Here is a 25,606-nt window from a genome sequence, read left to right as displayed (position 1 = left end):
TTTCAAAAGTGAGCCGCTGTAAAAGCGGAACCATTAGCAGCCGTGACCGCAGAAACGGATATGTACTCGGGCTGATCCAACATCCTGGTCGGCCCAGAGGCCGCCATCGGGAGCAAGCCCCCTCCCACATTTGGACCAGGATCGACACAAAATCCTGGTCAGCCCTGAGGCCGTCATCGGGGGCAAGCCCCCTCCCACATTTGGACCAGGATCGACACAAAATCCTGGTCGGCCCTGAGGCCGTCATCGGGAGCAAGCCCCCTCCCACATTTGGACCAGGCTCGACACAAAATCCTGGTCGGCCCAGAAGCCGCCATCGGGAGCAAGCCCCCTCCCACATTTGGATTGTGAAGCATCCGTCAGCCGGCGCCGTTCAACCTGATGTGTCCCCACCGCCTGCAGGTCCCGAAACGGATGAAAGTGCCGCAGCGATTTTTACACGAGCGCTGCCAGCCCCTGCTGAGTGCATGAAAAAACACACACAGCGCTTGTTCCAAAGCGCTCGTGTCTGGTATTGCATGACACACGCTTGCCTACCATGAGGAGCTCTGCATGATTTACCGCACATTGGGCCAGTCCGGATTAAAGGTCAGCGCCCTGACGCTGGGCACCATGATGTTTGGCGAACAGACCAACACTGAAGACTCGCTGCGCATCATCGATAAGGCCTGGGACCAAGGCATCAACTTTATCGACACCGCCGACGTCTACACCGGCGGACGCTCCGAGGAAATCGTCGGCGAGGCCATCGCGCGCAACCGACAGGACTGGGTGGTGGCGTCCAAGGTCGGGATGGGCCCGGCGGATGGCATGCCCAACCGCAACGGGCTGAGCCGCAAGCGTATGTTCAACGCGCTGGAGGCCAGCCTGGGCCGCCTGGACACCGACTACCTGGACATCTACTACCTGCACCGCGAGGACCCCGACACTCCGCTGGAGGTCACGGTATCAGCGATCGGCGACCTTATTCGCCAGGGCAAGGTTCGCCACTGGGGGTTGTCCAACTACCGCGGCTGGCGTATTGCCGAGGTTATACGCGTGGCCGAACGCCTGGGCGTTGACCGGCCGATCATCAGTCAGCCGTTGTACAACATCGTCAATCGCCAGGCCGAAGTCGAGCAGATCACCGCCGCTGCCGCTTATGGCCTGGGGGTGGTGCCGTACAGCCCGCTGGCGCGGGGCGTGCTCAGCGGCAAGTACGCGCCGGACCTGACACCCGAGCCTGGCAGCCGCGCTGCACGCCAGGACAAACGCATCCTGGAAACCGAATGGCGCGTCGAATCGCTGCGCATCGCCCAGCAGATCCAGCAATACACCCAGGGGCGTGGCGTGGGCATGGTCGAGTTTGCGATTGCCTGGGTGCTCAATAGCGCAGCGGTGAGCTCGACGATTGTCGGCCCGCGCACCGAGGCGCAGTGGGATGCCTATACCGGCGCACTTGAGGTGAAGATCAGCGCGGAAGATGAAGCATTCATCGATTCGCTGGTAACCCCTGGGCACTCGTCCACGCCGGGGTTCAATGATGTGAGTCACTTTGTCTCGGGTCGTACGGTGCGCTCATAGACAACCCTTGAGCCCAAGCGTGTAAAACGACCATTTTCAACCTTTTTCCGCCTTTTGCCCCAAATCAGCGCACCTGAGCCACCAAAAGCACCATAATCTGCCTCTCGATTCTTCCTGTTTATCTCAAATCGGCTTTCGCGAGGACTGCGTGTCTAAAGGTGTTGTGTTATCGGTATCGGCCTCGGTGTTGTTTGCCGTGATGTATTACTTTACGTCGCTGCTCACCCCCCTGAGTGGCCTGGAAATTTTCGGCTGGCGCATGTTGCTGACCGTGCCCTGCATGACCGTCTTCATGGTGGTCAGCGGCGAATGGCGACGGGCGTGGGAGTTGCTGCGCATGTTGGCAACCAGGCCGCGCTTGATCGGCGGCGTGCTGGGGTCCTCCGCGCTGCTCGGCGTGCAGTTATGGCTGTTCATGTGGGCGCCGCTCAATGGGCGCAGCCTGGACGTGTCGGTGGGGTATTTCCTGTTGCCGCTGACCATGGTACTGACCGGACGGCTGGTCTACGGCGAGCAGTTGTCGCGCTTGCAGCAGATCGCCGTGGTGTTTGCCACGCTGGGCGTGCTCAACGAGTTGTATCAGGCTGGCGGGTTTTCCTGGGCAACGCTGGTGGTGATCATCGGTTACCCGGTGTACTTCGTGGTGCGCAAGTACCTGGGCACCGACCATCTGGGCGGCCTGTGGCTGGACATGGCGCTGATGTTGCCGGTGGCCTGGTGGTTTGTACAAAGCGGCGAGCAGGGTTTCGCGGTACTGGATGCGCAGCCGAAGTTGTACGCGTTGATTCCCATGCTGGGCTTGATCAGTGCTTCGGCGCTGGTGAGCTACATCATCGCCAGCCGATTGCTGGCCTTCAGCCTGTTCGGCCTGCTCAGTTATGTGGAGCCGGTGTTGTTGCTCGCCGTAGCGCTACTGCTGGGTGAAGGCATCAAGGGCGGGCAATGGCTGACCTATATCCCGATCTGGCTGGCGGTGATGGTGCTGATGTATGAAGGTTTCAAGCACCTGGTGCGTCAGCGCAGAGCCTGAATCCCAGGCAAAATAAAGCCCGGCCGAAGCCGGGCTTTATTTTTTGCCTAGTCGGCGGTCAACACACCGCGACGCACCTGATCGCGCTCGATCGACTCGAACAACGCCTTGAAGTTGCCTTCGCCGAACCCATCGTCGCCTTTGCGCTGGATGAACTCGAAGAACACCGGGCCCATCAGAGTTTCCGAGAAAATCTGCAGCAACAGGCGCTTGTCGCCTTCGATCGACGAGCCGTCCAGCAAAATGCCGCGGGCCTGCAGCTGGTCCACCGGTTCGCCGTGGTTGGGCAGGCGGCCTTCGAGCATTTCGTAGTAAGTGTCCGGCGGCGCGGTCATGAAGCGCATGCCGATCTTCTTCAACGCGTCCCAGGTCGAGACCAGGTCATCGGTGAGAAACGCCACGTGCTGGATGCCCTCGCCGTTGAACTGCATCAGGAACTCTTCGATCTGGCCTGCGCCCTTGGACGATTCTTCGTTCAACGGGATGCGGATCATGCCATCCGGCGCGCTCATGGCCTTGGACGTCAGGCCGGTGTACTCACCCTTGATGTCGAAGTAGCGCGCTTCACGGAAGTTGAACAGTTTTTCGTAGAAATTGGCCCAGTAGACCATGCGGCCACGATAGACGTTGTGGGTCAGGTGATCGATGACCTTGAGGCCGGCGCCTTGCGGGTTGCGGTCTACGCCTTCGAGGTAGACGAAGTCGATGTCATAGATCGAGCTGCCCTCGCCAAACCGGTCGATCAGGTACAGCGGCGCACCGCCGATGCCTTTGATCGCCGGCAGGTTCAGCTCCATCGGACCGGTTTCGATATGAATCGGCTGGGCCCCCAGTTCGAGGGCGCGCTGGTAGGCCTGCTGCGAGTTCTTCACCCGAAACGCCATGCCGCACACCGACGGGCCGTGTTCGGCGGCGAAGTAGGAGGCCAGACTGTTGGGCTCGTTATTGAGGATCAGGTTGATCTCGCCCTGGCGAAACAGCTGCACGTCCTTGGAACGGTGGGTCGCCACCTTGGTGAAGCCCATGATCTCGAAGATCGGCTCCAGGATGCCCGGGGTCGGCGATGCGAACTCAATGAATTCAAAGCCCATCAGGCCCATCGGGTTTTCGTATTGGTCGGTCATGTCGGGTGCCTCATCATGCTTGGATTAACAACTGGTTATTTACCGGCAAGGATGAGGTCGGCGGGGGGCGCACAGGAAAGGCCTCGCACACTGCGGGCGAGGAAGTCACCAAAAATCAGGGGAGAACCGAGTTGCTTCATGGTGTCATCAGTCTCTGACGGCGAGGCTTGCGTGAGCGTAAGTCCATATTCTTGTATGCGTAAATCGATTCTACACAGCGTAACACTTTTTGTCCGCGCTCTATTTGCCCGTACGCTTATCAAATCCCCATTGCCTTGCCGCGCGCAAGGGCTTTGTCACCCGGGCAGACGCTGTTACGTTTTGCTGAGCGACTTGTGTGAATGCCATCTATCATCGGCATTGTCCCCTTCTTTTTTTTGCACGGCCGCTCCTCTATGCCCTTTACATCCCAAGGCCCACGAAGCCGAGTTGCCCGTCATTGCCTGAGCATCGTCTGCGGCCTGCTCCCCGTTTTATTGGGGGTCGTGATTCTTTATTGGCAAGCCGAGCGCACGCTTGAACAAAACACTGCGCAAACGGCCAGGGAAGCGGTGCGTCAGTTCGACTTGATGCTCGACAACACCGCCCTCGCCGCCCAGGACCTGTTGCCGCTGGCCGGCTTGCCGTGTGACAACGCGGCAACGCTGGCACTGCGTGAACAGGTCACCCGCCGGCCGTTCGTGCGCGCTACCACCTTGTCCTGGCAGAAAAAGATTTATTGCAGTTCATTGTTCGGCAGCCGGCATAACTCGCCGGTCAACCCGGACGACTATGTTGGCGGGCGTTTGTGGTTGATGAACGGCAACCCCGTCACGCCGGATACCGCACTGCTGGTGTACCGGTTGGTCGACGGTGATCGAGGCGCGTTTGCCTCGATTGACGGTTACCACCTCACCAATGCCCTGCGCCTGATCAGCCGCTACGCCTCCCTGGTGTTAAAGGTGGGCCCCAACTGGCTGGACGCCGACGGCAAGGTCCATACCGACGCGCCGCCGAAGTTTGCCATAGCCCCTCACTTCCTGGCCTCCAACCGCTATCAATACAGCGTCGACGTGGGCATGCCCGAGGGTGAGGTCTGGCGTTACATGCAGGCGCGCTATCCGGCTGTGTTCAGCCTGGTGGTGTTTTTTGGTGTGCTGGCCGGCCTCCTTGCCCATTGGCTGCAAAAGCGCTCTTCGGCGCCTACCCACGAGTTGCAACGTGCCCTGGGCGCCGATGAGTTCATTCCGTATTTTCAACCGGTGGTGCGCGGCGACACACGCCAATGGGCCGGTTGCGAGGTGCTGATGCGCTGGCAACACCCAAAGGAAGGCCTGGTGCGACCGGACCTGTTCATTCCCCTGGCCGAGCACTCCGGGCTGATCGTGCCCATGACACGCGCCCTGCTGCGCCAGACGGCCGCGCAACTGGCGCCGCACGCAGAGCGCTTCAGCCCGGGGTTTCATATCGGCGTGAACATCACCGCGCGTCATTGCCAGGACCTGGAGCTGGTGGACGACTGCCGAGCATTTCTTGCGGCGTTCCCGCCCGGCCAGATAACCCTGGTACTGGAACTGACCGAGCGTGAGTTGATCGAGCCCACCGACATCGCACGGCGCTTGTTCGACGCGCTGCACCAGTTGGGCGTGATGATCGCCATAGATGACTTCGGCACCGGGCATTCCAGCCTGGGCTACTTGCGTCACTTCAATGTGGACTACTTGAAGATCGATCAAAGCTTTGTCGCCATGATCGGTGCGGATGCCCTCTCACGGCATATTCTGGACAGCATCATCGAACTGTCCGTCAAACTCGACCTGGGCATCGTGGCTGAGGGTGTGGAAACAGCGCAACAGTGTGATTACCTCGTCGCAAAAGGCGTGGACTTCCTGCAAGGCTACCTGTTCGGGCGTCCATTACCCGGCGATGAATTCATTAAGTCGGTGACCCGTCAGTGAACAGTCACCGACTGCCTTCACGGCCAGCACGTTATTTAGACAAAAGACATGATTTACTCGAAGTGGATTAACTACTACAATTTTTCTTGCCGGCGATACACTCACAGTCAGGTGTTTTCGTTTGAGTTAGCTTAACCCTCTTGGCTTAAGGCTTTCTTCGCAGTAGATATCAGCTAACTACACTATTGGAGTACAGATTTTGTCCAGACTCGCCGAATTTCGCGCAGCAGAAAAAGCCCTTCAAGAGCAGCTTGCCCAGCTGGAATCCCTGAAGAACGACGCCGGGCTGAAGAAAGAAATCGAATTTGAAGAAAAACTTAAAAAACTGATGGGCAGCTACGACAAGAGCCTGCGCGATGTGATCTCCATCCTTGATCCAAACCCGGCCAAGCGCGGCGCCACGCCTGCGGCCGCACCGAAACAGCGCCGCGCCCGCGTGGTCAAGGTCTATCAGAACCCGCACACCGGTGAGCTGATCGAGACCAAAGGCGGCAACCATCGCGGCCTGAAAGCCTGGAAAGAAGAGCACGGCGCTGCCACTGTAGATTCCTGGCTTCGCGGTTGATTAACATGCACTAATAGAAAGCCCCGCTCACGCGGGTAATGCTGTTCAGTTAAGCGTACATCGCCCTCTGTAGGAGCGAGCTTGCTCGCGAAAAACGTCAACGATAACGCGTGTTTCCTGATTGAACGCGGCGCCTGTGGTTTTTCGCGAGCAAGCTCGCTCCTACAAAAAGCCTTAACTGAACGGCATTACCGCTCACGCGGGGCTTTTTCGTTTTCAGGTTCGCAAGCGAACTTAAATTAAAGTTCACTTTCTTTCGCATACACCCATTCAAAGTTTCAGGCTGTCACGTACTGAATTGACTTCATCCTGACTGGCCTCATACGCTTGCGCCTGGCCCGCATATGAAAACACGTAGGCCTTTTCCTTATCCACCGCGCCCACTAGTGTCTGCGATAGCACATGCCGACCGTTCTCGGTAATCACACAGGTAGTTTCCAGCGCATCAAGGCGGCTCAATGTAGCGGCGTGCATTTTGGTGCACACGCTTTGATAACCACCCTGGGCAAAATCTTTTTGAATGGACTTGCGCATCTCCAGCAACACGCCTTGAAGATTGACTTGGTGCCCGGCCTCAATTGGCGTACCGGTCAACTCCATCACCATCAAGGTCTGGCCATTTTCGTCATTCTTGATCGCACGTTGACGCGTCACGGCCTGGCTCTTTCCGGCGGCGTCGGGTTCAACTTCCTCCACCTGCCAACCGCTGGGCCAATGGATCTCGGGGTCGGTCGCCCATACGAGCGGGCTCGCCAGCAGTAGACACACGGTACTCAACAGCGCTTTACGAAACTCGATCATTGCAAAAAGCATCCAGGGTTCCAGCGCCAAAGTTTGCGGCCCCGGACCCACAGCTCGCAAGGGTTGCGTCAGCTTTTTCATTTGGCGTGACCGGCAGGCCTTGCGTATCATGGCCCATCTGCACGGATGCTTGCCGCAAGCCAAGGGACCGCATTGCCCCATTTTTTTCTGGAGGGCCCATGAGCCTGCACGAACTGAACACCTTCCCCGGCGTTACTGCCCAACCTGATACCGCCACCGCGAACTTCGTGTTCAACCACACCATGCTGCGGGTCAAGGACATCACCAAGTCGCTGGATTTCTACACCCGCGTACTGGGTTTTTCCCTGGTTGAAAAACGCGATTTCCCGGAAGCCGAATTCAGCCTGTATTTCCTCGCCCTGGTGGACAAGGCCCAGATCCCGGCTGACGCGACTGAGCGCACCCAGTGGATGAAGTCGATCCCTGGCATTCTGGAACTGACCCACAACCACGGCACCGAAAACGATGCCGATTTCGCCTACCACAACGGCAACACCGACCCTCGTGGCTTTGGCCACATTTGCATCTCGGTGCCGGACATCGTCGCGGCGTGCGAACGCTTCGAAGCCCTGGGCTGCGATTTCCAGAAGCGCCTGAGCGATGGCCGCATGAAAAGCCTGGCCTTTATCAAGGACCCGGATGCGTACTGGGTTGAAATCATTCAGCCAGCACCGATGTAACGCTGTGTGACGCGGAGCGTCACGGTAGGCATTCCCACGCGAAGCGTGGGAACGAGAACGAGAAAACCCCATGATCACTCATGGGGTTTTTTATTTGCGCTTTGGATTTTACGCAGGGGCGGACGTGCGGATCAGGTGGTCGAACGCACTCAGGGAAGCCTTGGCGCCCTCGCCCACGGCAATCACGATCTGCTTGTACGGCACAGTCGTCACGTCACCGGCGGCGAATACACCCGGCAATGAGGTCTCGCCACGCGCATCGACGATGATCTCACCGCGAGGCGTCAGTTCCACAGTGCCTTTGAGCCAGTCAGTGTTGGGCAACAGACCGATTTGCACAAAGATGCCTTCCAGGTCGAGGGTCTTGAACTCGCCGCTGTCGCGATCCTTATAGGCAAGACCGGTGACTTTCTGACCATCGCCTTTGACTTCACTGGTCAATGCGCTGGTGATTACGTCGACGTTCGGCAGGCTGTACAGCTTGCGCTGCAACACAGCGTCGGCGCGCAGCTTGCTGTCGAACTCCAGCAACGTGACATGGCTGACAATACCGGCCAGGTCGATGGCGGCTTCGACGCCTGAGTTACCGCCACCAATCACGGCTACGCGCTTGCCCTTGAACAGCGGGCCATCGCAATGCGGGCAGAAGCACACGCCCTTGGCCTTGTATTGCTGCTCGCCCGGCACGCCCATTTCACGCCAGCGCGCACCAGTGGCCAGGATCACGGTTTTGGACTTGAGCGTCGCACCGCTTTCGAAGCGGATTTCGTGCAACTCACCGGCGTTTTTCGCCGGCACCAGGCTGCTGGCACGCTGCAGGTTCATGATATCGACGTCGTACTGACGTACATGGGCTTCCAGGGCACTGGCCAGTTTCGGGCCTTCGGTTTCCTGTACCGAGATAAAGTTCTCGATGGACATGGTGTCCAGTACCTGACCACCAAAACGCTCGGCGGCCACACCGGTACGAATGCCTTTGCGGGCAGCGTAGATCGCAGCCGATGAACCGGCCGGGCCACCGCCGACAACCAATACATCAAAGGCATCCTTGGCGCTGATTTTCTCGGCGGCCTTTTCGATACCGCTGGTATCGAGCTTGGCGAGGATTTCCTCCAGGCCCATACGGCCCTGGCCGAAGTTCACACCGTTGAGGTAGACACTGGGCACCGCCATGATCTGGCGCTCATCGACTTCAGCCTGGAACAGCGCGCCGTCGATGGCTACGTGGCGGATGTTGGGGTTGAGCACGGCCATCAGGTTCAGCGCCTGGACCACGTCCGGGCAGTTCTGGCACGACAGCGAAAAGTAAGTCTCGAAGCTGAACTCGCCTTTCAAGGCACGGATCTGTTCAATCACTTCGACACTGGCCTTGGATGGGTGGCCACCGACTTGCAGCAGGGCCAGCACCAGGGACGTGAATTCATGGCCCATGGGGATGCCGGCGAAACGCAGGCTGATCTCGGCACCCGGGCGGTTGATGGAGAACGACGGCTTGCGCGCATCATTGCCATCGCTGTGCAGGGTAATCAGCGTGGAGAGGCTGGCTACGTCCTGCAAAAGAGCGAGCATTTCCTGGGATTTCGCGCCGTCATCGAGGGAGGCGACGATCTCGATCGGCTGGGTAACCCGCTCCAGGTATGACTTCAACTGAGCTTTAAGATTGGCGTCCAACATACGGGCGATTTCCTTTAATTCTGGGTAAAAAAAACGCCCGAGCGAATCTCGCCCGGGCGTTTTTGAGGGCGGTTGCAGCTTACTGGGTAGGTGCGGATACCCGCCCTTGAGACTTCACAGACTTAGATCTTGCCGACCAGGTCCAGGGACGGAGCCAGGGTGGCCTCGCCTTCTTTCCACTTGGCTGGGCACACTTCGCCAGGGTGGGCAGCAACGTACTGGGCTGCCTTGATCTTGCGCAGCAGCTCGGACGCGTCACGACCAACACCGCCGTCGTTCAGTTCAACGATCTTGATCTGGCCTTCCGGGTTGATCACGAACGTACCGCGGTCCGCCAGACCGGCTTCTTCGATCAGCACGTCGAAGTTGCGCGAGATGGTCAGGGTCGGGTCGCCGATCATGGTGTACTGGATCTTGCCGATGGCTGGCGAAGTGTTGTGCCAGGCAGCGTGGGCAAAGTGGGTGTCGGTGGACACGCTGTAGATTTCTACGCCCAGTTTCTGGAATTCGGCGTAGTTGTCAGCCAGGTCTTCCAGTTCGGTTGGGCAAACGAAGGTGAAGTCGGCTGGGTAGAAGAACACCACAGACCACTTGCCTTTCAGGTCAGCGTCGGTCACATCGAGGAAGCTGCCGTTTTTGAACGCGGTGGCTTTGAACGGTTTTACTTGGCTGTTGATGATAGGCATCGTTGACTCTCCGTCAGGGTTTGTAGAAGGGCTTAACAAGTTGATGGGGTGAATCCTACCCACTCTCTGTGACGATGGCTCATTGGCAAACCTGATGCTGACGATTGGGTTTCTCTATCAGATGACTGTATTAATAGAAGAAATCTCATAGCAGCGGTTGGGTCGCCAGCGTCATGCCGAGAAAAGGCGTCGCTTCAACATAGCGCATGGCCGATTTCATGTCGTTCCAGCCGACGTAACTCATCAACGACTTCAGATCCCAGCCGCTGCGATGAGCCCAGGTAGCGAAGCCACGTCGCAGAGAATGGCTGGTGTACTGCTCGGCCGGGATGCCCGCGCGCGTAAGCGCCTGGCGCAGCAGTGGAATCACGCTGTTGGGGTGCAGCCCCTCCTCCCCCAGGTTGCCCCAGCGATCGATCCCGCGAAACACCGGGCCGCGCACCAGTGCCGAGGCGCTGAGCCATTCGCTGTAGGCCTGTACCGGGCACAGGCGCAGCAGTGCGGGTGTGTGGTAGGTCTTGCCGAGGTTGTCGCGGTCACTTTTGCTGCGCGGCAAGTACAGGCTGATGCCGGCTCCCGGCACCGCCTGGACATGCTCGACACTCAAGCGACAGAGCTCATCGCTGCGAAAGCCACGCCAGAACCCCAGCAGGATCAGCGCCGTGTCGCGTTTGGCGCGCAGCCACCCAGGCCGGTCCTGCTTGTCACGGGCTTCGCTGGCTTCACGCTCAAGCGACGCCACCACCTGCTCCAGGTGCTTGAGCTGCAACGGCTCGGCCTGCCGCTCCCGCGCAGGGTGCACGGCGCGGATACCCTTGAGTACCTTGCGCACCACCGGCGCCTTGGTCGGATCGGCAAACCCCTGGCTGGTGTGCCACTGCGCCAGTGCTGAGAGCCGCAACTTCAGCGTGTTGACGGCCAGCACGCCCGCGTGCGCAACCAGGTAGCGCGCCACGCTGTCGCTGGTGGCGGGCAGGAAGCCACCCCAACTGACCTCGAAATGCTCAATGGCCGCGCGATAGCTACGGCGCGTGTTGTCACGGGTCGCGGCGTTGAGGTAACGATCAAGATCACTCATGGCAGGGCCTATTCGTACTGCGAACGCCTGGTTCGACGCTAAAAATGCTGATGACACGGGATAATACGCCAATATCCCATCTGTTAAATCATGAATTTAAAGCAGTTTTTAGCTGTGATATAGTATGTAAATACATACCCTGTACCACAGTACGAAATCGACGGAGACCCCATGGCTCGTGGTGGCATAAACAAAGCAGTCGTTCAGACGGCACGCCTGGCGATCCTCGCCCGTGGCGAAAACCCCAGCATCGACGCCGTGCGCATCGAAATGGGCAATACCGGCTCGAAAACCACCATTCACCGCTACCTCAAGGAGTTGGACGAAAGCGAGACCCGCCAGACCATCACCGAAGCCCCCATTGATGAGGAGCTTGGCGAATTGGTGGCACGGCTCGCCCAGCGCCTGAAAGAGAAGGCCCAGGAGCCCATCGACCTCGCCCTGGCGCAGTTTGAGCAGCACAAAAGCGCCCTGCTCACTCAGCTTGAAACGTTGCAAGGAGCCCATGATCAGCTGCAACAGCAGTTCGACATCCAGGCCGCCGCCCTCGCCGAGGAAAGCGCCGCCCTGCAAACCGCCGGCACCAGCCTGCAGACCGAGCAAACGCGCAACGCCGGGCTCAGCCAGGCGTGCAGCGATTACGAACTGAGGCTCAAGGACAAGGACGAGCAGATTCGCTCACTGGAAGACAAGCACCTGCACGCCCGCGATGCCCTTGAGCATTACCGCAATGCGGTCAAGGAGCAGCGTGAACAGGAGCAGCGCCGTCATGAAGGCCAGTTGCAGCAGGTACAAGCCGAGCTGCGCCAGGCCCAGCAGAGTGCGCTGGTGCGTCAGGACGAAATCACCCAATTGCATCGAGACAACGAACGCTTGTTGATCGAACACCGGGTGACCGCGAAGGAGCTGAACGCATTGCAGGAGCAACGGCGCAAAGACCAGGCCTTGCAACTCGAGCTGAACGAGAAGATCAGCCAGGTCGACAGCGAGCGCACACTGCTTCAGGAGCGCCTGCGGGTGGCGCTGCTGGAAAGCCAGTCACGCCAGGCAGCGCTGACTGAGCATCAGCAGGCCAACAAGGCGCTGGAGCTGGACCTTCTCAAGGCCCAGGCCAGTATTGAAGCGTTGCGTCTGGCCGCCGTCGTTGCAACGACGCCAGAGGCAACCGGCGAAACCTGATCAGTCCGCCACAGGCGTGCGCATGGTGACGAACTCTTCCGCCGACGTCGGGTGCACGCCAATGGTCTCGTCGAAATGCTGTTTGGTCGCGCCGGCCTTGAGCGCGATCGCCAGGCCCTGCACGATTTCGCCGGCATCGGGCCCGACCATGTGGCAGCCCAGCACTTTGTCGGTGTCGGCATCGACCACCAGCTTCATCAGGGTCTTTTCCTGACAGTCCGTCAGGGTCAGCTTCATCGGCCGGAAACGGCTCTCGAAGATCTGCACCTTATGGCCGTTCTTCTTCGCCTCCTCTTCCGTAAGGCCCACCGTACCGATATTCGGCAGGCTGAACACCGCCGTCGGAATCATCGCGTAATCCACCGGACGGTACTGCTCGGGCTTGAACAGGCGACGCGCCACCGCCATGCCTTCGGCCAGGGCGACCGGGGTCAATTGGACACGGCCGATCACATCGCCAATGGCCAGGATCGACGGCTCGCTGGTTTGATACAGCTCGTCCACGCTGACGAAGCCACGCTCATCGAGGGTGACGCCGGTATTTTCCAGGCCCAGGTTGTCCAGCATCGGGCGCCGGCCGGTGGCGTAGAACACGCAGTCGGCTTCCAGCACCCGACCGTCTTTCAAGGTGGCCTTGAGACTGCCATCGGTTTGCTTGTCGATGCGCTCGATGTCGGCATTGAACTGCAGGTCCAGGCCGCGCTTGGTCAGCTCTTCCTGCAAGTGCTTGCGCACCGAACCATCGAAGCCGCGCAGGAACAGGTCACCGCGATACAGCAACGACGTCTGCGCGCCCAAACCATGGAAAATGCCCGCGAACTCAACGGCGATATAGCCACCGCCTACCACCAGTACGCGCTTTGGCAGCTCTTTGAGAAAGAACGCTTCGTTGGAGCCAATGGCATGTTCGCGGCCTGGAATGTCGGGGATTTGCGGCCAGCCGCCCGTGGCGATCAGGACATGCTTGGCGGTGAAGCGCTCGCCATTGATTTCCACCTGGTGTGGATCCACCAGGCGCGCATGCCCTTCGTGCAGGGTCACACCGCTGTTGACCAGCAGGTTGCGATAGATACCGTTGAGACGGTTGATCTCCCGGTCTTTGTTGGCGATCAGGGTCGCCCAGTCAAAGTTCGCCTCACCCAACGACCAGCCAAAACCGCTGGCCTGTTCGAAGTCCTCGGCAAAATGTGCGCCGTACACCAATAGCTTCTTCGGCACGCAGCCGACATTCACACAGGTACCGCCCAGGTAGCGGCTTTCCGCCACGGCCACCTTGGCGCCAAAACCTGCGGCAAAGCGCGCCGCGCGAACACCGCCGGAACCGGCGCCAATTACATACAGGTCAAAATCATAGGCCATTTCATTCTCCTCGGCAGGACACCAGCATACTGACTTACATGGGGCTGAAAAACGAAAAAGCCACCCGAAGGTGGCTTTCAGTTGAAACAGATCGGCAAGCGTGAAATCAGTACGCCTTGCCAGTCTTGTAGAAGTGCTCGTAGCAGAAGTTGGTCGCCTCGATGTAGCCTTCAGCGCCGCCGCAGTCGAAACGCTGGCCCTTGAACTTGTAGGCAATCACGCAACCGTCTTTGGCCTGCTTGAGCAGGGCGTCGGTGATCTGGATCTCGCCGCCCTTGCCTGGCTCGGTTTCTTCGATCAGCTTGAAGATGTCCGGGGTCAGGATGTAGCGGCCGATGATCGCCAGGTTCGACGGTGCATCTTCCGGCGCTGGCTTCTCGACCATGTCACGCACGCGGATCAGGCCATCACCAATGTCGTCGCCGGCGATCACGCCGTACTTGTTGGTTTCCGCCGGGTTGACTTCCATTACGGCGACGATGGTGCAGCGGTATTTCTGGTAGAGCTTGACCATCTGGGTCAGCACGCCGTCGCCTTCCAGGTTTACGCACAGGTCATCGGCCAGTACCACGGCAAACGGTTCGTCACCGATCAGCGGGCGACCGGTGAGGATGGCGTGGCCGAGGCCTTTCATCTGGGTCTGACGGGTGTAGGAGAACGAGCACTCGTCGAGCAGCTTGCGAATACCAACCAGGTATTTTTCCTTGTCGGTGCCCTTGATCTGGTTTTCCAACTCATAGCTGATGTCGAAGTGGTCTTCCAGTGCGCGCTTACCGCGGCCGGTCACGATGGAGATTTCATTCAAGCCGGCATCCAGTGCCTCTTCGACGCCGTACTGAATCAGTGGCTTGTTCACCACCGGCAGCATCTCTTTGGGCATGGCTTTGGTCGCTGGCAGGAAGCGAGTGCCGTAACCGGCTGCCGGGAACAAGCATTTCTTGATCATATGAGTCCTTACAAAGGGCTGTGCGTACGGAATTCGGCGCAGTCTAATCAGGCCGCAGTCACCTTACAATGGGTCCTGCTGGCGCCGCGATGTCATCATAGAGAAAAAATGTCGGCGTAAGTTCCGCTGATCTTTCAACCGGCAGGCTGGCCGGCGCTCAAGTGTTGATTTTCCAAAGGGCCTGATCCTTTGTAGCACGCTTTTCCAAGCCTGGCACCGGGCTGGAATTACTTGGGCAACGGCGGGGTATTTGCGGCTATCATTGCACCCTTGAATCAGCTTACGAGATTGCTAATTAGATGTCAGAACCCAAAGGCGTAAACGGCTACCTGATCACCCAGCGTGCGGACGGTTGGCACTTGATCAACTTCCATGGTGACAGCGTCGCGGGCGTTTTCGAGACTGAAAGCATGGCGATTGCGGTGGCTGAGGTATTCGTGGATGAAGCCGGTCACGCGTCGAGCAAGCGGCCGAAGGGCAAGTAAGCCACGCGGTCTTGCAGCAAAAGCCCCGCAGAGCGGGGCTTTTTTTGTGTTTGGCTGTACCTAGATGGCAGTTCGCTATAATCTTCCGCCAACGCCCCACGTCCGTGTCAGCGCTCTCCCCCACACCTTCGAAGACGACTCTCTATGAACAAGATGCTGGCTATGAACAAGATCCTGGCACTCACTGCGGTATTGGCGCTGGCCGGTTGCACCACCACCTCCGACACTTACCTGAAAAATGGTGAACAAGGCCTGACCATCGACTGCTCGGGCGAAGCCAATTCATGGGCCAGTTGCTATGAGAAAGCCGACGCCTCCTGCGCGGGCACCGGTTACCGCATCGTCGGCACCGACGGCACTCCGTCACTCAAGGAAAGCGAGCAGACCCTGGGCAAGGATGTAGGCAATTTCAAAGGCCGCAGCGTCGTGGTGGTGTGCAAGTAAGCCTTGGTGTTACAGGTGAACTTCGGCGAATTTGATCCCCAGGCCGCGCAGGGTTTCGATCAAGTCATCGAGGCGCGGGAATGACTCGACCTCATCCTGATCGTCCACCAGGAAGTAACTGCGGCCGTCACTTTTCTTGAAGAAGACAATCCACTCGCCCAGGTCGGCAGGGTTCTGGATGACGTGGGTCGCCGTGATCTGACCTTCGGCATGGCGGGCTTTGACGTGTTCTCGCTTCATAATGGGATATTCCAGGCGGTGCGATGCTGCCCAGATGGGTTTGAGCGGCATTCTTGTAGGCAGTGACCGACAGTTTAACGGATGCTCTGCCGATCGACACGCCATTGGGCCTTCTCATCAGCACGCTCGGCTTTATAGCCTCAATACCGAATAACGCATAAAAAACCCCACCGGGCAGGCGCGAAGAGGCTCGTCCTGCCGGGTGGGGTTCTCATCGGATTCAGTTCGTGGACATACGCCCTGGCTTAACCGGAAATGCAATCCTCCCCGGCTTTTTTCACGTCGCCCGGCCGAATCGGCACGTTGGACATGCTTTCATAGAGCTTGATGCTGCTGCCGCTGGAGCGGTCCTCGATTTCGAAGATCGCTGATGGATCGGACGAAAATTTCTGCGGCACGATCACTTGAATACCTTCCTTATGCGGTTCGATCTGTGGCGGACGACGTGTCGCCTCCAACTTGCGCACGACGCACGCCGCATACTCCTGCGGCTTTTTCCCGGAAATGACCACCAACGTGGGTGGGGTCTGCTTGATATCTGCAACCGAAGCACACCCAGCGATTGCCAAGGCCAGCACCAACACACTCCACTTCATACTAAAACCTCCGATAAAGACCCTACGACAGCGGGCATAGGAAATTTCTCCCGCCAATGTAGGATTTATCTCTAAAAACTCGGTAAATAACTGTTTTAAATTGTCGAAGTCGTCGACGACGGCCCGATAATAAACGCGCTGGGGCTGATAAACTCCATCTTAACCTACGTATCGTTCTGATTTTTCAGAAAAAGCCCTTCTGGAGACACCCCATGAAATTCATCCACCAGCGTGAGCACCTCAACGAGGGAGACATTGTCGTCATCGAATGCTCACAGACCTGTAATATTCGTCTAATGAGCGATGCGAATTTTCGCAGTTTCAAGAACGGTGGCCGGCATACCTACCACGGTGGCGCCTTCGATAAATTCCCGGCGAAAATCACCGCGCCCAGCACCGGTTTCTGGAACATTACCCTGGATGTGGTCACGCGCCGCGCCATCAGCGTTACCCGCAAACCGGCGCTGTCCCACAAGATTCGTATCGTTCGTCGCACCAGCACCAAGCTGAGCTGACCTGAACACCGTAAGGAAAAAAGCTGTGAACACCACCAAATACGTCATCAAGTACAAGCTCAACGGCGAACGTCGCTTCGAATTTGCCCAACTGACCAGCAACAGCGTCGAGGAGGCCCGGCAGGCCCTGGCGAAAATCCACGATGCCAGCGACGAGATTACTGACATCAACGTGAGCAAGGCGCTGTAAGCCATGGCCGGGCCTACCGCTGACCTGTTCGCCGATGAGGCCTTGCAGCAACCGGCAAGGCGCGAACAGATTGGCGAAGAGTCTTACGTCCTGGGAGGTTACGCCCTGCCCTGGATTGAGCGTTTATTGCCCGAATTGCGGCGTGTCCTGGCCCAGTCGCCGTTTCGGCAAATGGTCACGCCCGGCGGCTTTACCATGTCGGCCGCGCTGAGCAGTTGTGGCGCGCTGGGCTGGACCACCGACACCCGCGGCTACCGCTACAGCGCCCTCGACCCGCGCAGCCAGCAACCCTGGCCGGCAATGCCCGACGCGCTGCACGAATTGGCCATCTCGGCAGCAAAAGCGGCGGGTTTCAGCGATTTCTCGCCGGATGCCTGCCTGATCAACCGCTACGTACCCGGCGCCAAAATGTCGCTGCATCAGGACAAGAACGAGCAGCGCTATGACGCGCCAGTGGTGTCGGTGTCCCTCGGCTTGCCGGCGATTTTCCTGTTCGGCGGCCATCAGCGCAGTGACAAGACGCAAAAAGTCTCGCTGTTCCACGGTGATGTGGTGGTCTGGGGTGGAGTGGATCGCCTGCGTTTTCATGGCGTGATGCCGATCAAGCAAGGCGAGCACCCGATCATGGGACCGCAACGCATCAACCTGACCTTTCGCACCGCCGGCTGATTTGACCGCAAGCTTCGGAGTGTCGAGCGCCAACTGTAGGTTTAATCTGCCGATCACCACTCAAGAGTGCAGGCCATGAACCACTCACTGGACCCACGCTGGGCCGCCATCGTTGCCCGCGATGCCAAAGCCGATGGACTGTTTGTCTACGCTGTGAAAACCACCGGCGTGTACTGCCGCCCCAGCAGCGCCTCACGTTTGCCGCGTCCGGAAAATGTCGAATTCTTCGACACCCCGGCACACGCCGAAGCTGCCGGTTATCGTCCCAGCCGCCGCGCCGCCGGCGACCAGACTCAACTGGCCGCCCACCATGCAAAGCTGGTTGCCGACGCGTGTCGCCAGATAGAACAGGCCGAAACACCGCCCAGCCTGGAGGCCCTCGCCCGCCAGGCCGGCTTGAGTTCGTTCCATTTCCATCGCGTGTTCAAAGCCATCACCGGCCTCACCCCCAAGGGCTACGCCGGCGCCCTGCGCTCACGCAAGGTGCGTGATGGGCTCAAAGCGCAGCAGTCGGTCACCGATACGCTGTACGACGCCGGCTTCAATTCCAACAGCCGCTTTTACGCGGCGGCTGACCAGGTGCTGGGCATGAAGCCGCAGGAGTACAAGGCCGGCGGTGCCAACAACCTGATTCGCTTTGCCGTGGGCCAATGCTCACTGGGGGCGATTCTGGTGGCGCAGAGTCAACGCGGCGTGTGTGCGATTTTGCTGGGTGACGATCCGGATACGCTGGTGCGCGACCTGCAGGACCAATTCCCCAACGCCGAACTGGTCGGCGCGGATCGGGATTTCGAACAATTGATCGCCCAGGTCGTGGGCTTTATCGAAGCGCCCGCCCTGGGCCTGGACTTGCCGCTGGATCTACGCGGCACGGCCTTCCAGGAACGAGTGTGGCAGGCGCTGCGGGATATTCCGGTGGGCAGCACGGCCAGCTACGCGCAGATTGCCCAGCGTATCGGCGCGCCCACGGCATTTCGCGCAGTGGCCCAGGCCTGTGGCGCCAACCACTTGGCGGTGGCAATCCCCTGCCACCGCGTGGTGCGCAGCGACGGCGCGCTGTCCGGCTACCGCTGGGGCGTAGAGCGCAAGCGCACGCTGCTGGCGCGGGAAACCTCGGACTGACCCGGCTGCATAAAGCACTGCCCTCGTCCAGTGAATAAAACAGAGTGGCCGGGTGCCAAGGGGCCTGTTAAAACAGCGAAAAGCCTCACTGACGCTGGAGACGCACCCCATGAGCACCTGGCCAGACACGCGCATTCTCGACCTGCTGGGCATCGACCTGCCCATCATCCAGGCCCCCATGGCGGGCGCGACCACCACCGCCATGGTGATTGCCGCCAGCCAGGCCGGCGCACTGGGCTCCATGCCTGCCGCTGCGCTGAGCATCGAGCAACTGCGTGAGGCGTTGACCGCCATCCGCCAGGCCGGCACCCGCCCGGTCAATGTCAACTTCTTCTGCCACCAGGCGCCCGCAGCGAACGAGGAACACGAGCGGCGCTGGAAAGCGCTGCTGGAGCCCTACTACCGCGAGCTGAGCGCCGATTTTGATGCACCAACCCCGGTCTCCAATCGTGCGCCCTTCAATGAAGCGGCGTGTGAGGTGATCGAAACCTTTCGCCCCGAAGTCGTCAGCTTTCACTTTGGCCTGCCGGAAAAAGCCTTGCTGGACCGGGTAAAAGCCACCGGAGCCAAGGTACTTTCATCGGCGACGACGGTCGAGGAAGCGATCTGGCTGGAACAGCACGGCTGTGATGCGATTATCGCAATGGGCCTTGAAGCCGGAGGCCACCGCGGTATGTTCCTCAGTGACGACCTCAACAGCCAGATCGGCTTGATGGCGCTGCTGCCGCAAGTCGTCGACGCCGTCAGCGTGCCGGTGATCGCGGCCGGTGGTATCGCGGATTCGCGCGGAATGCTCGCCGCGTTTGCCCTGGGCGCCTCGGCGGTGCAGATCGGCACGGCGTACCTGTTCACCCCCGAAGCCAGCGTCAGCGCTTCCCACCACCATGCCTTGCGCCATGCCCAGGCCAGCGAAACGGCCCTCACCAACCTGTTCACCGGGCGCCCGGCGCGGGGCATTGTCAACCGCGTGATGCGCGAGCTGGGCGCGATCAACCCCGCCGCGCCTGCCTTTCCACGGGCCGGTGGCGCATTGCTGCCGCTGAAGGCCAGGGACGAAGCCGGCTTCAGCAACCTGTGGGCGGGCCAGGCCTTGCGTCTGGGTCACGACCGCTCGACGTATGACCTGACCCGCGACCTGGCCGAGCAGGCATTGGCCAGGCTGCGCTAGGCCTGTCGGCACGTGGCGCAATTTCGTACTGTACCGGCAGCCGGTAACCGCTATATATTCTCGTACATAGCGGCAATCGGCCGTACACCCTCAAGGAGTTGCTTCATGATGATCCGCGCCGCGCGCCTGGCCCCCCTGCTTGCCGTCTTCGCCCTGGGTTCGGCGCAGGCCGATGAAGTGCAAGTGGCCGTCGCCGCCAACTTTACCGCGCCGATCCAGGCGATTGCCGCCGACTTCGAGAAAGACACCGGCCACAAACTGGTCGCGTCCTTCGGCGCCACCGGGCAGTTCTATACCCAGATCAAGAATGGCGCGCCGTTCCAGGTGTTCCTCAGTGCCGACGACACCACCCCGCAAAAACTCGAGGCCGAAGGCGATACCGTCAAGGGCTCGCGCTTCACCTACGCGGTCGGCACCCTGGCCCTGTGGTCGGCGAAAGAAGGCTACGTGGATGCCCAGGGTGAAGTGCTCAAGCGCAATGCGTTCAAGCACCTGTCCATCGCCAACCCGAAGGCCGCGCCGTACGGCCTGGCCGCCACTCAGGTGCTGGCCAAGGAAGGCCTGACCGACAAGGTCAAGGACAAAATCGTCGAAGGCCAGAACATCACCCAGGCCTATCAGTTCGTGTCCACCGGCAACGCCGAGTTGGGCTTCGTGGCGCTTTCGCAGATTTACAAGGATGGCAAGTTGTCCAGCGGTTCGGCGTGGATCGTGCCGTCGTCCCTGCATGACCCGATCAAACAAGACGCGGTGATCCTCACCAAAGGCAAGGACAGCGCCGCCGCCAAGGCCCTGGTCGATTATTTGAAAGGCCCGAAGGCCGCTGCGGTAATCAAGTCTTACGGTTATGAACTGTAAATGCCGCTCACGAGTGCTGATTTTTCCGCGATCTGGTTGACGGTCAAACTGGCCTCGCTGACCACGGTGATCCTGCTGCTGATCGGTACGCCAATCGCCCTGTGGCTGTCGCGCACCCGTTCCTGGTGGCGCGGCCCCATCGGCGCAATCGTCGCACTGCCGTTGGTGCTGCCGCCGACGGTCATCGGCTTCTATCTGCTGTTGACCATGGGGCCCAATGGCTACGTCGGCCAGTTCACCCAGTGGCTGGGCCTGGGCACTCTGACTTTCAGCTTCGCCGGGCTGGTGATCGGCTCGGTGATCTACTCCATGCCCTTCGTGGTGCAACCGTTGCAAAACGCGTTCTCGGCCATCGGCACGCGCCCGCTGGAAGTGGCGGCGACCTTGCGTGCGGGCCCGTGGGATACGTTTTTCACGGTGATCCTGCCGTTGGCTCGCCCAGGTTTTATCACCGCGTCGATTCTCGGCTTCGCCCATACCGTCGGCGAGTTCGGCGTGGTGCTGATGATCGGCGGCAATATCCCGGACAAGACCCGGGTGGTCTCGGTGCAGATCTACGACCATGTCGAAGCCATGGAATATGCCCAGGCCCACTGGCTGGCCGGGGCGATGGTGGTGTTCGCGTTCCTTGTATTGCTGGCACTCTACTCCAGCCGTAAAACCAAAATGGGCTGGAGCTGATCGCGATGATTGAGGTACGCCTGCACCTGAAGTACACAGGCTTTGCGCTGGACGTGGAGCTGCAATTGCCGGGCCGTGGCGTCACCGCCCTTTTCGGCCCTTCCGGCTCCGGCAAGACCACCTGCCTGCGCTGTATCGCCGGCCTGGAGCGCGCCGATGACGGCGTTGTGCAGATCAACGACGAGGTCTGGCAAGACAGCCGTAACGGGGTGTTCGTGCCGCCGCACAAACGCGCCCTGGGCTACGTCTTCCAGGAGGCGAGCCTGTTTCCCCATCTGTCGGTGCAGGCCAATCTGGCGTTCGGCCTCAAGCGCATCCCACGTGCGCAGCGGCGCGTGGATATGGCCCAGGCCACTGAGCTGCTGGGTATCGCTCACTTGCTTGCGCGCGACCCGCAGCACCTGTCCGGTGGTGAACGCCAGCGCGTCGGCATCGCCCGCGCCCTGCTCACCAGTCCCCGCTTGCTGCTGATGGATGAACCCCTGGCGGCCCTCGACAGCCAGCGCAAAAACGAAATCCTGCCTTACCTCGAACGCCTGCACGACGAACTGGATATTCCGGTGCTGTACGTCAGCCATGCCCAGGACGAAGTGGCGCGCCTGGCCGACCACCTCGTCCTGCTCGGCGACGGCAAGGCCCTGGCCAGCGGCCCCATCGGCGAAACACTGGCGCGGCTCGACCTGCCCCTGGCGCGGGGCGACGATGCTGGTGTGGTCGTCACTGGCCGCGTGATTGCCTATGACGAGCACTATCAGTTGCTCACCCTGCAACTGCCCGATTGCCTCTTGCAGATACGCGTAGCCCACACGCCGATGGCTTTGGGCACACAGTTGCGGGTGAAGATTCAGGCACGGGACGTAAGCCTCAGCCACCAGGCGCACACGCACAGCAGCATCCTCAACCGCCTGCCGGTGACCGTCATCCAGGACGTTGCAGCGGATAACAGCGCCCATGCACTGGTGCGCCTGGATGCCGCCGGCACGCCGTTGCTGGCACGCATCACGCGGTTCTCGCGGGACCAGTTGAATGTGCAGCCGGGGCAAGTGCTGTGGGCGCACATCAAGGCGGTGGCGGTGCTCGCCTAAACCATTTGGCACGACCGCAGGACGACGCGGTCAATCAGACATACCGGCCTGATCCGTTGCCAAGGAACCCGCACCATGCCCGACTCTTCGCTGCCCGCCGATCTGCCCCGCGACCTGCACTATGTTGACGACAGCCAACCCGGCATTCGCCGCAAAAAGCTGCGCGGCAAGTTCCAGTATTTCCGTCCCGACGGCGAGCGCATCACCGATGCCGATGAGATCAAGCGCCTGAATGCGCTGGCGGTGCCGCCCGCCTACACCGATGTGTGGATCTGCGCCGACCCGCGTGGTCACCTGCAAGCCACCGGCCGCGACGCCCGTGGTCGCAAGCAGTACCGCTACCATGCGCGCTGGCGCGAGGTGCGTGACAGCGACAAGTACGCACGTCTGCAGGCGTTCGGCGCGGCCCTGCCCAAGTTGCGCAAACAATTGGAAGCACAGATCGCCCAGCCCGGATTCACCCGCGACAAGGTGCTGGCCACGGTGGTGATGTTGCTTGATGCCACGCTGATCCGCGTCGGCAATACCCAGTACGCCCGCGACAACAAATCCTATGGCCTGACCACCCTGCGCAACCGTCACGTGGACATCAAGGGCAGCGAGATAAAATTCCAGTTTCGCGGCAAGAGCGGCGTGGAACACCAGATCAGCGTCAAGGACCGACGCCTGGCCAGTGTGGTCAAGCGGTGCATGGAACTGCCCGGGCAGAACCTGTTCCAGTACCTGGACGAAAACGGCGAGCGCCATACCGTCAGCTCCCAGGACGTCAACGCGTACCTGCACAGCCTGACCGGCGAGGATTTCACCGCCAAGGACTACCGCACCTGGGCCGGCACGGCCATGGCGCTGGCGGTGTTGCGCGAATTGGCGTGGCAACCGGAGTCCGACGCCAAGCGCCATGTGGTGGCGATGGTCAAGGACGTCGCACGGCAACTGGGCAATACGCCGGCGGTGTGTCGCAAGTGCTATATCCACCCGGCGGTGCTCGAGCATTTCAGCCTGGGTGAGCTGTCCAAGCTGCCCAAGCCAAGGGTGCGCAAGGGCCTCAAGGCCGAAGAAGTCGCCCTGGCGATGTTCCTTGAGCAACTGGTCGCAGACTTGCCCAAGCCCGCCAAGGCGGGTTAGCCTCCAAAGCCCCTATGACTCTCGGGATGATTGCCGACGTGAACAACTAAGCCTTCCAAAAATGCATCTGCAACGAGCCGCCTGGCGCGCTTGTTGGCCTGTTCGACATTTTCCTGGAGGTGCTGATGACTCACGTCAACCGGCTGCCCGCATTGATTTCCCTGCAACACCTGTGTTTCCAGTTCGCCAATGGCGAAACCGTGCTGGAAGACCTCAATCTGTCCATAGACCGGGCCCCCACCGGAATCGTCGGTCGCAACGGGCGCGGCAAAAGTATCCTGGCGCAATTGATGGCCGGCATCCTGCAGCCCACCTCCGGTACGTTGAAAGCCCCGGCCCATGTGGTGTATGTGCCCCAGAACGTGGTGGTGCGACCCGGTGCGAGCGTCGCGGACCTCACCGGTACCGCCCAGTGCCTGGCCGCCCTTGAACGCATGAATCAGGGCGTGGCCCTGGCCGGCGACTTGGCGCTGATCGATGAGCGCTGGGACCTGGCCGAACGCCTGCGTAGCGCCCTTGATACGGCGGGGTTGCCATCGCTCAGCGCCGCGTCTCAGGTCGATCAACTCAGCGGTGGACAACTGGCCAGGGTGGCGCTGATCGGTGCGTTGCTGGCGGCGCCGACGTTGCTGATCCTCGATGAGCCCAGCAACCACCTCGACAGTGACGGGCGGGCCTGGCTGCTGCGGCAATTGGCGCCCTGGCGCGGTGGCCTGGTGGTGGTCAGCCATGATCGGCAGTTGCTCAACACCATGGGCCGGATCATCGAACTGTCGCCCCTCGGTGTGCAGGCTTACGGCGGCAACTACGCCGCCTATCTTGAGCAACGCGACGCCCAACAGCAGGCGGCTACCGCAGCGTGGGAATACGCGCGCGAGCAGCGCAGCCGCGAACGTCAACGCTTGCAAAAGGCCCATGACAGCCTGCAGCGCCACGCGGCGCGCTCACGCAAACAGGCAGAGACTGCCAACGTCGACCGCTTTACCAGGGCGCGCTGGAAGAGCGCGGCCACGCAAATCGTCAGCGCACGGGGCAGCGCCCATCGCGATCACAAAGACACCCTCGACGCGCAGGTGCGCCAGGCCTACGCACGTGTGGTGGACGAGACGCCGACCCTGCTCGCCCTGCCCGGTTCGGCGCTGGCCAACGGTCGCCAGGTGGTCAGCCTGCACCAGGCGCAGTTGCCCTGGCTGGACCCGCGTGCACCTTCGACCTACCTGAGCCTGGACCTGACCGGACCGGTGCGCGTGGCAGTGCGTGGGCCGAACGGTTGCGGCAAATCCAGCTTGCTCAAGCTGCTTGCCGGGCAATGGCACGCCGTCAGTGGCACCTGCGCGGTCACGGTGCCCTGCGCCTATATCGACCAGCACCTGACGCTGCTGGACGACCAGCGCAGTATCGTCGAACAGCTCAACCTGCTCGAAACACCACTGATGGAAGCTGAACTGCGCACACGCCTGGCCTTGCTGCAGCTGGATGCCCGACGCGTGACCCAACCCGCCGGGCAACTCAGCGGTGGCGAGCGGTTGAAAGCGGCGATGGCGATCGCTTTATGGCGCGGGGCACCGGCGCAACTGTTGCTGTTGGACGAACCGACCAATCACCTGGACCTGGAGACGGTGATGGCCTTTGAACAGGCCTTGCAGGGATTTACTGGCGCGCTGATGGCGGTGTCCCACGACGAGGCGTTCCTGCAGGCGATCCAACCCAGCCATTACTTGAGCTGGTACAGCACCGGGTGGCGCCTGGAGCCTGTGTGATCTGATTGCGCGCCGTGGCAAAGCG

27 protein-coding genes and 1 pseudogene are annotated in these 25,606 nt (G+C 60.4%); 19 read left to right on the top strand and 9 right to left on the bottom strand.

Going from position 1 to position 25,606, the window contains the following annotated elements; all coding sequences use genetic code 11:
* Positions 1 to 360: 360 nt before the first annotated feature.
* The 3 genes and pseudogenes from BFP90_RS29320 to rarD all read left to right on the top strand — a co-directional run.
* Positions 361 to 471, top strand: a pseudogene (locus BFP90_RS29320) (LysR family transcriptional regulator); the annotation flags it as partial.
* 81 nt (positions 472 to 552) lie between these two features.
* The gene (locus BFP90_RS21935) at positions 553 to 1,563 is read left to right on the top strand and encodes an aldo/keto reductase (protein ID WP_065892197.1); all 1,011 of its coding nucleotides are present in this window, start codon (positions 553 to 555) and stop codon (positions 1,561 to 1,563) included.
* 148 nt (positions 1,564 to 1,711) lie between these two features.
* Positions 1,712 to 2,593 (top strand): EamA family transporter RarD, encoded by an 882-nt coding sequence (gene rarD / locus BFP90_RS21930; RefSeq protein WP_065897971.1) that lies wholly within the window; start codon positions 1,712 to 1,714, stop codon positions 2,591 to 2,593.
* Positions 2,594 to 2,640: 47 nt separating this feature from the next.
* Here rarD and hppD read toward each other — a convergent pair whose 3' ends face one another.
* On the bottom strand, positions 2,641 to 3,717 hold the full coding sequence (gene hppD / locus BFP90_RS21925) for a 4-hydroxyphenylpyruvate dioxygenase (protein WP_065892196.1): 1,077 nt from the start codon (positions 3,715 to 3,717) through the stop codon (positions 2,641 to 2,643).
* A 395-nt stretch (positions 3,718 to 4,112) separates the two neighbouring features.
* On the opposite strand from hppD, the gene BFP90_RS21920 reads away from it, so the two are divergent.
* Both BFP90_RS21920 and BFP90_RS21915 read left to right on the top strand, forming a co-directional pair.
* Positions 4,113 to 5,654, top strand: a complete 1,542-nt coding sequence (locus tag BFP90_RS21920) for an EAL domain-containing protein (RefSeq protein ID WP_065897970.1) — start codon at positions 4,113 to 4,115, stop codon at positions 5,652 to 5,654.
* 199 nt (positions 5,655 to 5,853) lie between these two features.
* Positions 5,854 to 6,219, top strand: coding sequence for a histone-like nucleoid-structuring protein, MvaT/MvaU family (locus BFP90_RS21915; protein ID WP_065892186.1), 366 nt, complete (start codon positions 5,854 to 5,856; stop codon positions 6,217 to 6,219).
* Positions 6,220 to 6,489: 270 nt separating this feature from the next.
* Here BFP90_RS21915 and BFP90_RS21910 read toward each other — a convergent pair whose 3' ends face one another.
* Positions 6,490 to 7,020, bottom strand: coding sequence for a DUF4946 domain-containing protein (locus tag BFP90_RS21910; protein WP_065898014.1), 531 nt, complete (start codon positions 7,018 to 7,020; stop codon positions 6,490 to 6,492).
* 179 nt (positions 7,021 to 7,199) lie between these two features.
* On the opposite strand from BFP90_RS21910, the gene gloA reads away from it, so the two are divergent.
* The gene (gene gloA, locus BFP90_RS21905) at positions 7,200 to 7,721 is read left to right on the top strand and encodes a lactoylglutathione lyase (protein ID WP_065897969.1); all 522 of its coding nucleotides are present in this window, start codon (positions 7,200 to 7,202) and stop codon (positions 7,719 to 7,721) included.
* Positions 7,722 to 7,829: 108 nt separating this feature from the next.
* On the opposite strand, the gene ahpF is transcribed toward gloA, so the two are convergent.
* The 3 genes from ahpF to BFP90_RS21890 all read right to left on the bottom strand — a co-directional run bounded on the left by ahpF (position 7,830) and on the right by BFP90_RS21890 (position 11,159).
* Positions 7,830 to 9,395, bottom strand: coding sequence for an alkyl hydroperoxide reductase subunit F (gene ahpF, locus BFP90_RS21900; RefSeq protein ID WP_065885681.1), 1,566 nt, complete (start codon positions 9,393 to 9,395; stop codon positions 7,830 to 7,832).
* 122 nt (positions 9,396 to 9,517) lie between these two features.
* Positions 9,518 to 10,081, bottom strand: a complete 564-nt coding sequence (gene ahpC, locus BFP90_RS21895) for an alkyl hydroperoxide reductase subunit C (RefSeq protein WP_005788226.1) — start codon at positions 10,079 to 10,081, stop codon at positions 9,518 to 9,520.
* 145 nt (positions 10,082 to 10,226) lie between these two features.
* Positions 10,227 to 11,159 carry a site-specific integrase gene (locus BFP90_RS21890; protein ID WP_065897968.1) on the bottom strand — a complete coding sequence of 311 codons (933 nt, stop codon included), beginning with the start codon at positions 11,157 to 11,159 and terminating at the stop codon, positions 10,227 to 10,229.
* Between the two features lie 171 nt (positions 11,160 to 11,330).
* On the opposite strand from BFP90_RS21890, the gene BFP90_RS21885 reads away from it, so the two are divergent.
* Positions 11,331 to 12,338, top strand: a complete 1,008-nt coding sequence (locus BFP90_RS21885) for a DNA-binding protein (protein WP_065897967.1) — start codon at positions 11,331 to 11,333, stop codon at positions 12,336 to 12,338.
* On the opposite strand, the gene gorA is transcribed toward BFP90_RS21885, so the two are convergent.
* The gene (gene gorA / locus BFP90_RS21880) at positions 12,339 to 13,697 is read right to left on the bottom strand and encodes a glutathione-disulfide reductase (protein WP_065892179.1); all 1,359 of its coding nucleotides are present in this window, start codon (positions 13,695 to 13,697) and stop codon (positions 12,339 to 12,341) included.
* A 106-nt stretch (positions 13,698 to 13,803) separates the two neighbouring features.
* Positions 13,804 to 14,643, bottom strand: coding sequence for a UTP--glucose-1-phosphate uridylyltransferase GalU (gene galU, locus BFP90_RS21875; RefSeq protein ID WP_003230743.1), 840 nt, complete (start codon positions 14,641 to 14,643; stop codon positions 13,804 to 13,806).
* A 299-nt stretch (positions 14,644 to 14,942) separates the two neighbouring features.
* Here galU and BFP90_RS21870 point away from each other — a divergent pair, with 299 nt between their 5' ends.
* Positions 14,943 to 15,128: a hypothetical protein gene (locus BFP90_RS21870; protein ID WP_003173828.1), complete on the top strand. Its 186-nt coding sequence runs from the start codon at positions 14,943 to 14,945 to the stop codon at positions 15,126 to 15,128.
* 162 nt (positions 15,129 to 15,290) lie between these two features.
* Positions 15,291 to 15,572 carry a hypothetical protein gene (locus tag BFP90_RS21865; RefSeq protein WP_065885694.1) on the top strand — a complete coding sequence of 94 codons (282 nt, stop codon included), beginning with the start codon at positions 15,291 to 15,293 and terminating at the stop codon, positions 15,570 to 15,572.
* Positions 15,573 to 15,581: 9 nt separating this feature from the next.
* Here the strand turns inward: BFP90_RS21865 and BFP90_RS21860 are convergent, their stop codons facing one another.
* Positions 15,582 to 15,812 (bottom strand): hypothetical protein, encoded by a 231-nt coding sequence (locus BFP90_RS21860; RefSeq protein ID WP_065885677.1) that lies wholly within the window; start codon positions 15,810 to 15,812, stop codon positions 15,582 to 15,584.
* Positions 15,813 to 16,057: 245 nt separating this feature from the next.
* Positions 16,058 to 16,408 (bottom strand): hypothetical protein, encoded by a 351-nt coding sequence (locus BFP90_RS21855; RefSeq protein WP_065885676.1) that lies wholly within the window; start codon positions 16,406 to 16,408, stop codon positions 16,058 to 16,060.
* A 212-nt stretch (positions 16,409 to 16,620) separates the two neighbouring features.
* Here BFP90_RS21855 and BFP90_RS21850 point away from each other — a divergent pair, with 212 nt between their 5' ends.
* The 10 genes from BFP90_RS21850 to BFP90_RS21810 all read left to right on the top strand — a co-directional run bounded on the left by BFP90_RS21850 (position 16,621) and on the right by BFP90_RS21810 (position 25,581).
* On the top strand, positions 16,621 to 16,923 hold the full coding sequence (locus BFP90_RS21850) for a DUF1883 domain-containing protein (RefSeq protein WP_003173824.1): 303 nt from the start codon (positions 16,621 to 16,623) through the stop codon (positions 16,921 to 16,923).
* A gap of 25 nt (positions 16,924 to 16,948) precedes the next feature.
* Positions 16,949 to 17,113 (top strand): hypothetical protein, encoded by a 165-nt coding sequence (locus BFP90_RS28870; protein ID WP_163001619.1) that lies wholly within the window; start codon positions 16,949 to 16,951, stop codon positions 17,111 to 17,113.
* 3 nt (positions 17,114 to 17,116) lie between these two features.
* Positions 17,117 to 17,782 carry a DNA oxidative demethylase AlkB gene (alkB, locus tag BFP90_RS21845; protein ID WP_065897966.1) on the top strand — a complete coding sequence of 222 codons (666 nt, stop codon included), beginning with the start codon at positions 17,117 to 17,119 and terminating at the stop codon, positions 17,780 to 17,782.
* Positions 17,783 to 17,857: 75 nt separating this feature from the next.
* The gene (gene ada / locus BFP90_RS21840; protein WP_065892177.1) at positions 17,858 to 18,904 is read left to right on the top strand and encodes a bifunctional DNA-binding transcriptional regulator/O6-methylguanine-DNA methyltransferase Ada; all 1,047 of its coding nucleotides are present in this window, start codon (positions 17,858 to 17,860) and stop codon (positions 18,902 to 18,904) included.
* A gap of 109 nt (positions 18,905 to 19,013) precedes the next feature.
* The gene (locus BFP90_RS21835; protein ID WP_065897965.1) at positions 19,014 to 20,072 is read left to right on the top strand and encodes an NAD(P)H-dependent flavin oxidoreductase; all 1,059 of its coding nucleotides are present in this window, start codon (positions 19,014 to 19,016) and stop codon (positions 20,070 to 20,072) included.
* Positions 20,073 to 20,177: 105 nt separating this feature from the next.
* Entirely contained in the window at positions 20,178 to 20,930 is a 753-nt protein-coding gene (modA, locus tag BFP90_RS21830; RefSeq protein WP_065897964.1) for a molybdate ABC transporter substrate-binding protein, read from the top strand.
* A complete protein-coding gene (modB, locus tag BFP90_RS21825) occupies positions 20,931 to 21,611 on the top strand; it encodes a molybdate ABC transporter permease subunit (protein WP_065892172.1) in 681 nt (226 codons plus the stop codon). It begins immediately after the preceding gene.
* A 5-nt stretch (positions 21,612 to 21,616) separates the two neighbouring features.
* The gene (modC, locus tag BFP90_RS21820; protein ID WP_065897963.1) at positions 21,617 to 22,696 is read left to right on the top strand and encodes a molybdenum ABC transporter ATP-binding protein; all 1,080 of its coding nucleotides are present in this window, start codon (positions 21,617 to 21,619) and stop codon (positions 22,694 to 22,696) included.
* 75 nt (positions 22,697 to 22,771) lie between these two features.
* Positions 22,772 to 23,821, top strand: a complete 1,050-nt coding sequence (locus BFP90_RS21815) for a DNA topoisomerase IB (protein WP_065885669.1) — start codon at positions 22,772 to 22,774, stop codon at positions 23,819 to 23,821.
* Positions 23,822 to 23,946: 125 nt separating this feature from the next.
* The gene (locus tag BFP90_RS21810) at positions 23,947 to 25,581 is read left to right on the top strand and encodes an ATP-binding cassette domain-containing protein (protein ID WP_065897962.1); all 1,635 of its coding nucleotides are present in this window, start codon (positions 23,947 to 23,949) and stop codon (positions 25,579 to 25,581) included.
* The last annotated feature ends 25 nt before the right edge of the window (positions 25,582 to 25,606 follow it).

It is taken from the genome of Pseudomonas sp. 24 E 13, from assembly GCF_900004715.1.
In the GTDB taxonomy this organism is placed as follows: domain Bacteria; phylum Pseudomonadota; class Gammaproteobacteria; order Pseudomonadales; family Pseudomonadaceae; genus Aquipseudomonas; species Aquipseudomonas orientalis_A.
The sequence above is the reverse complement of the archived record's forward strand: the minus strand, read 5'-3'. Positions and strand labels throughout refer to the sequence as shown.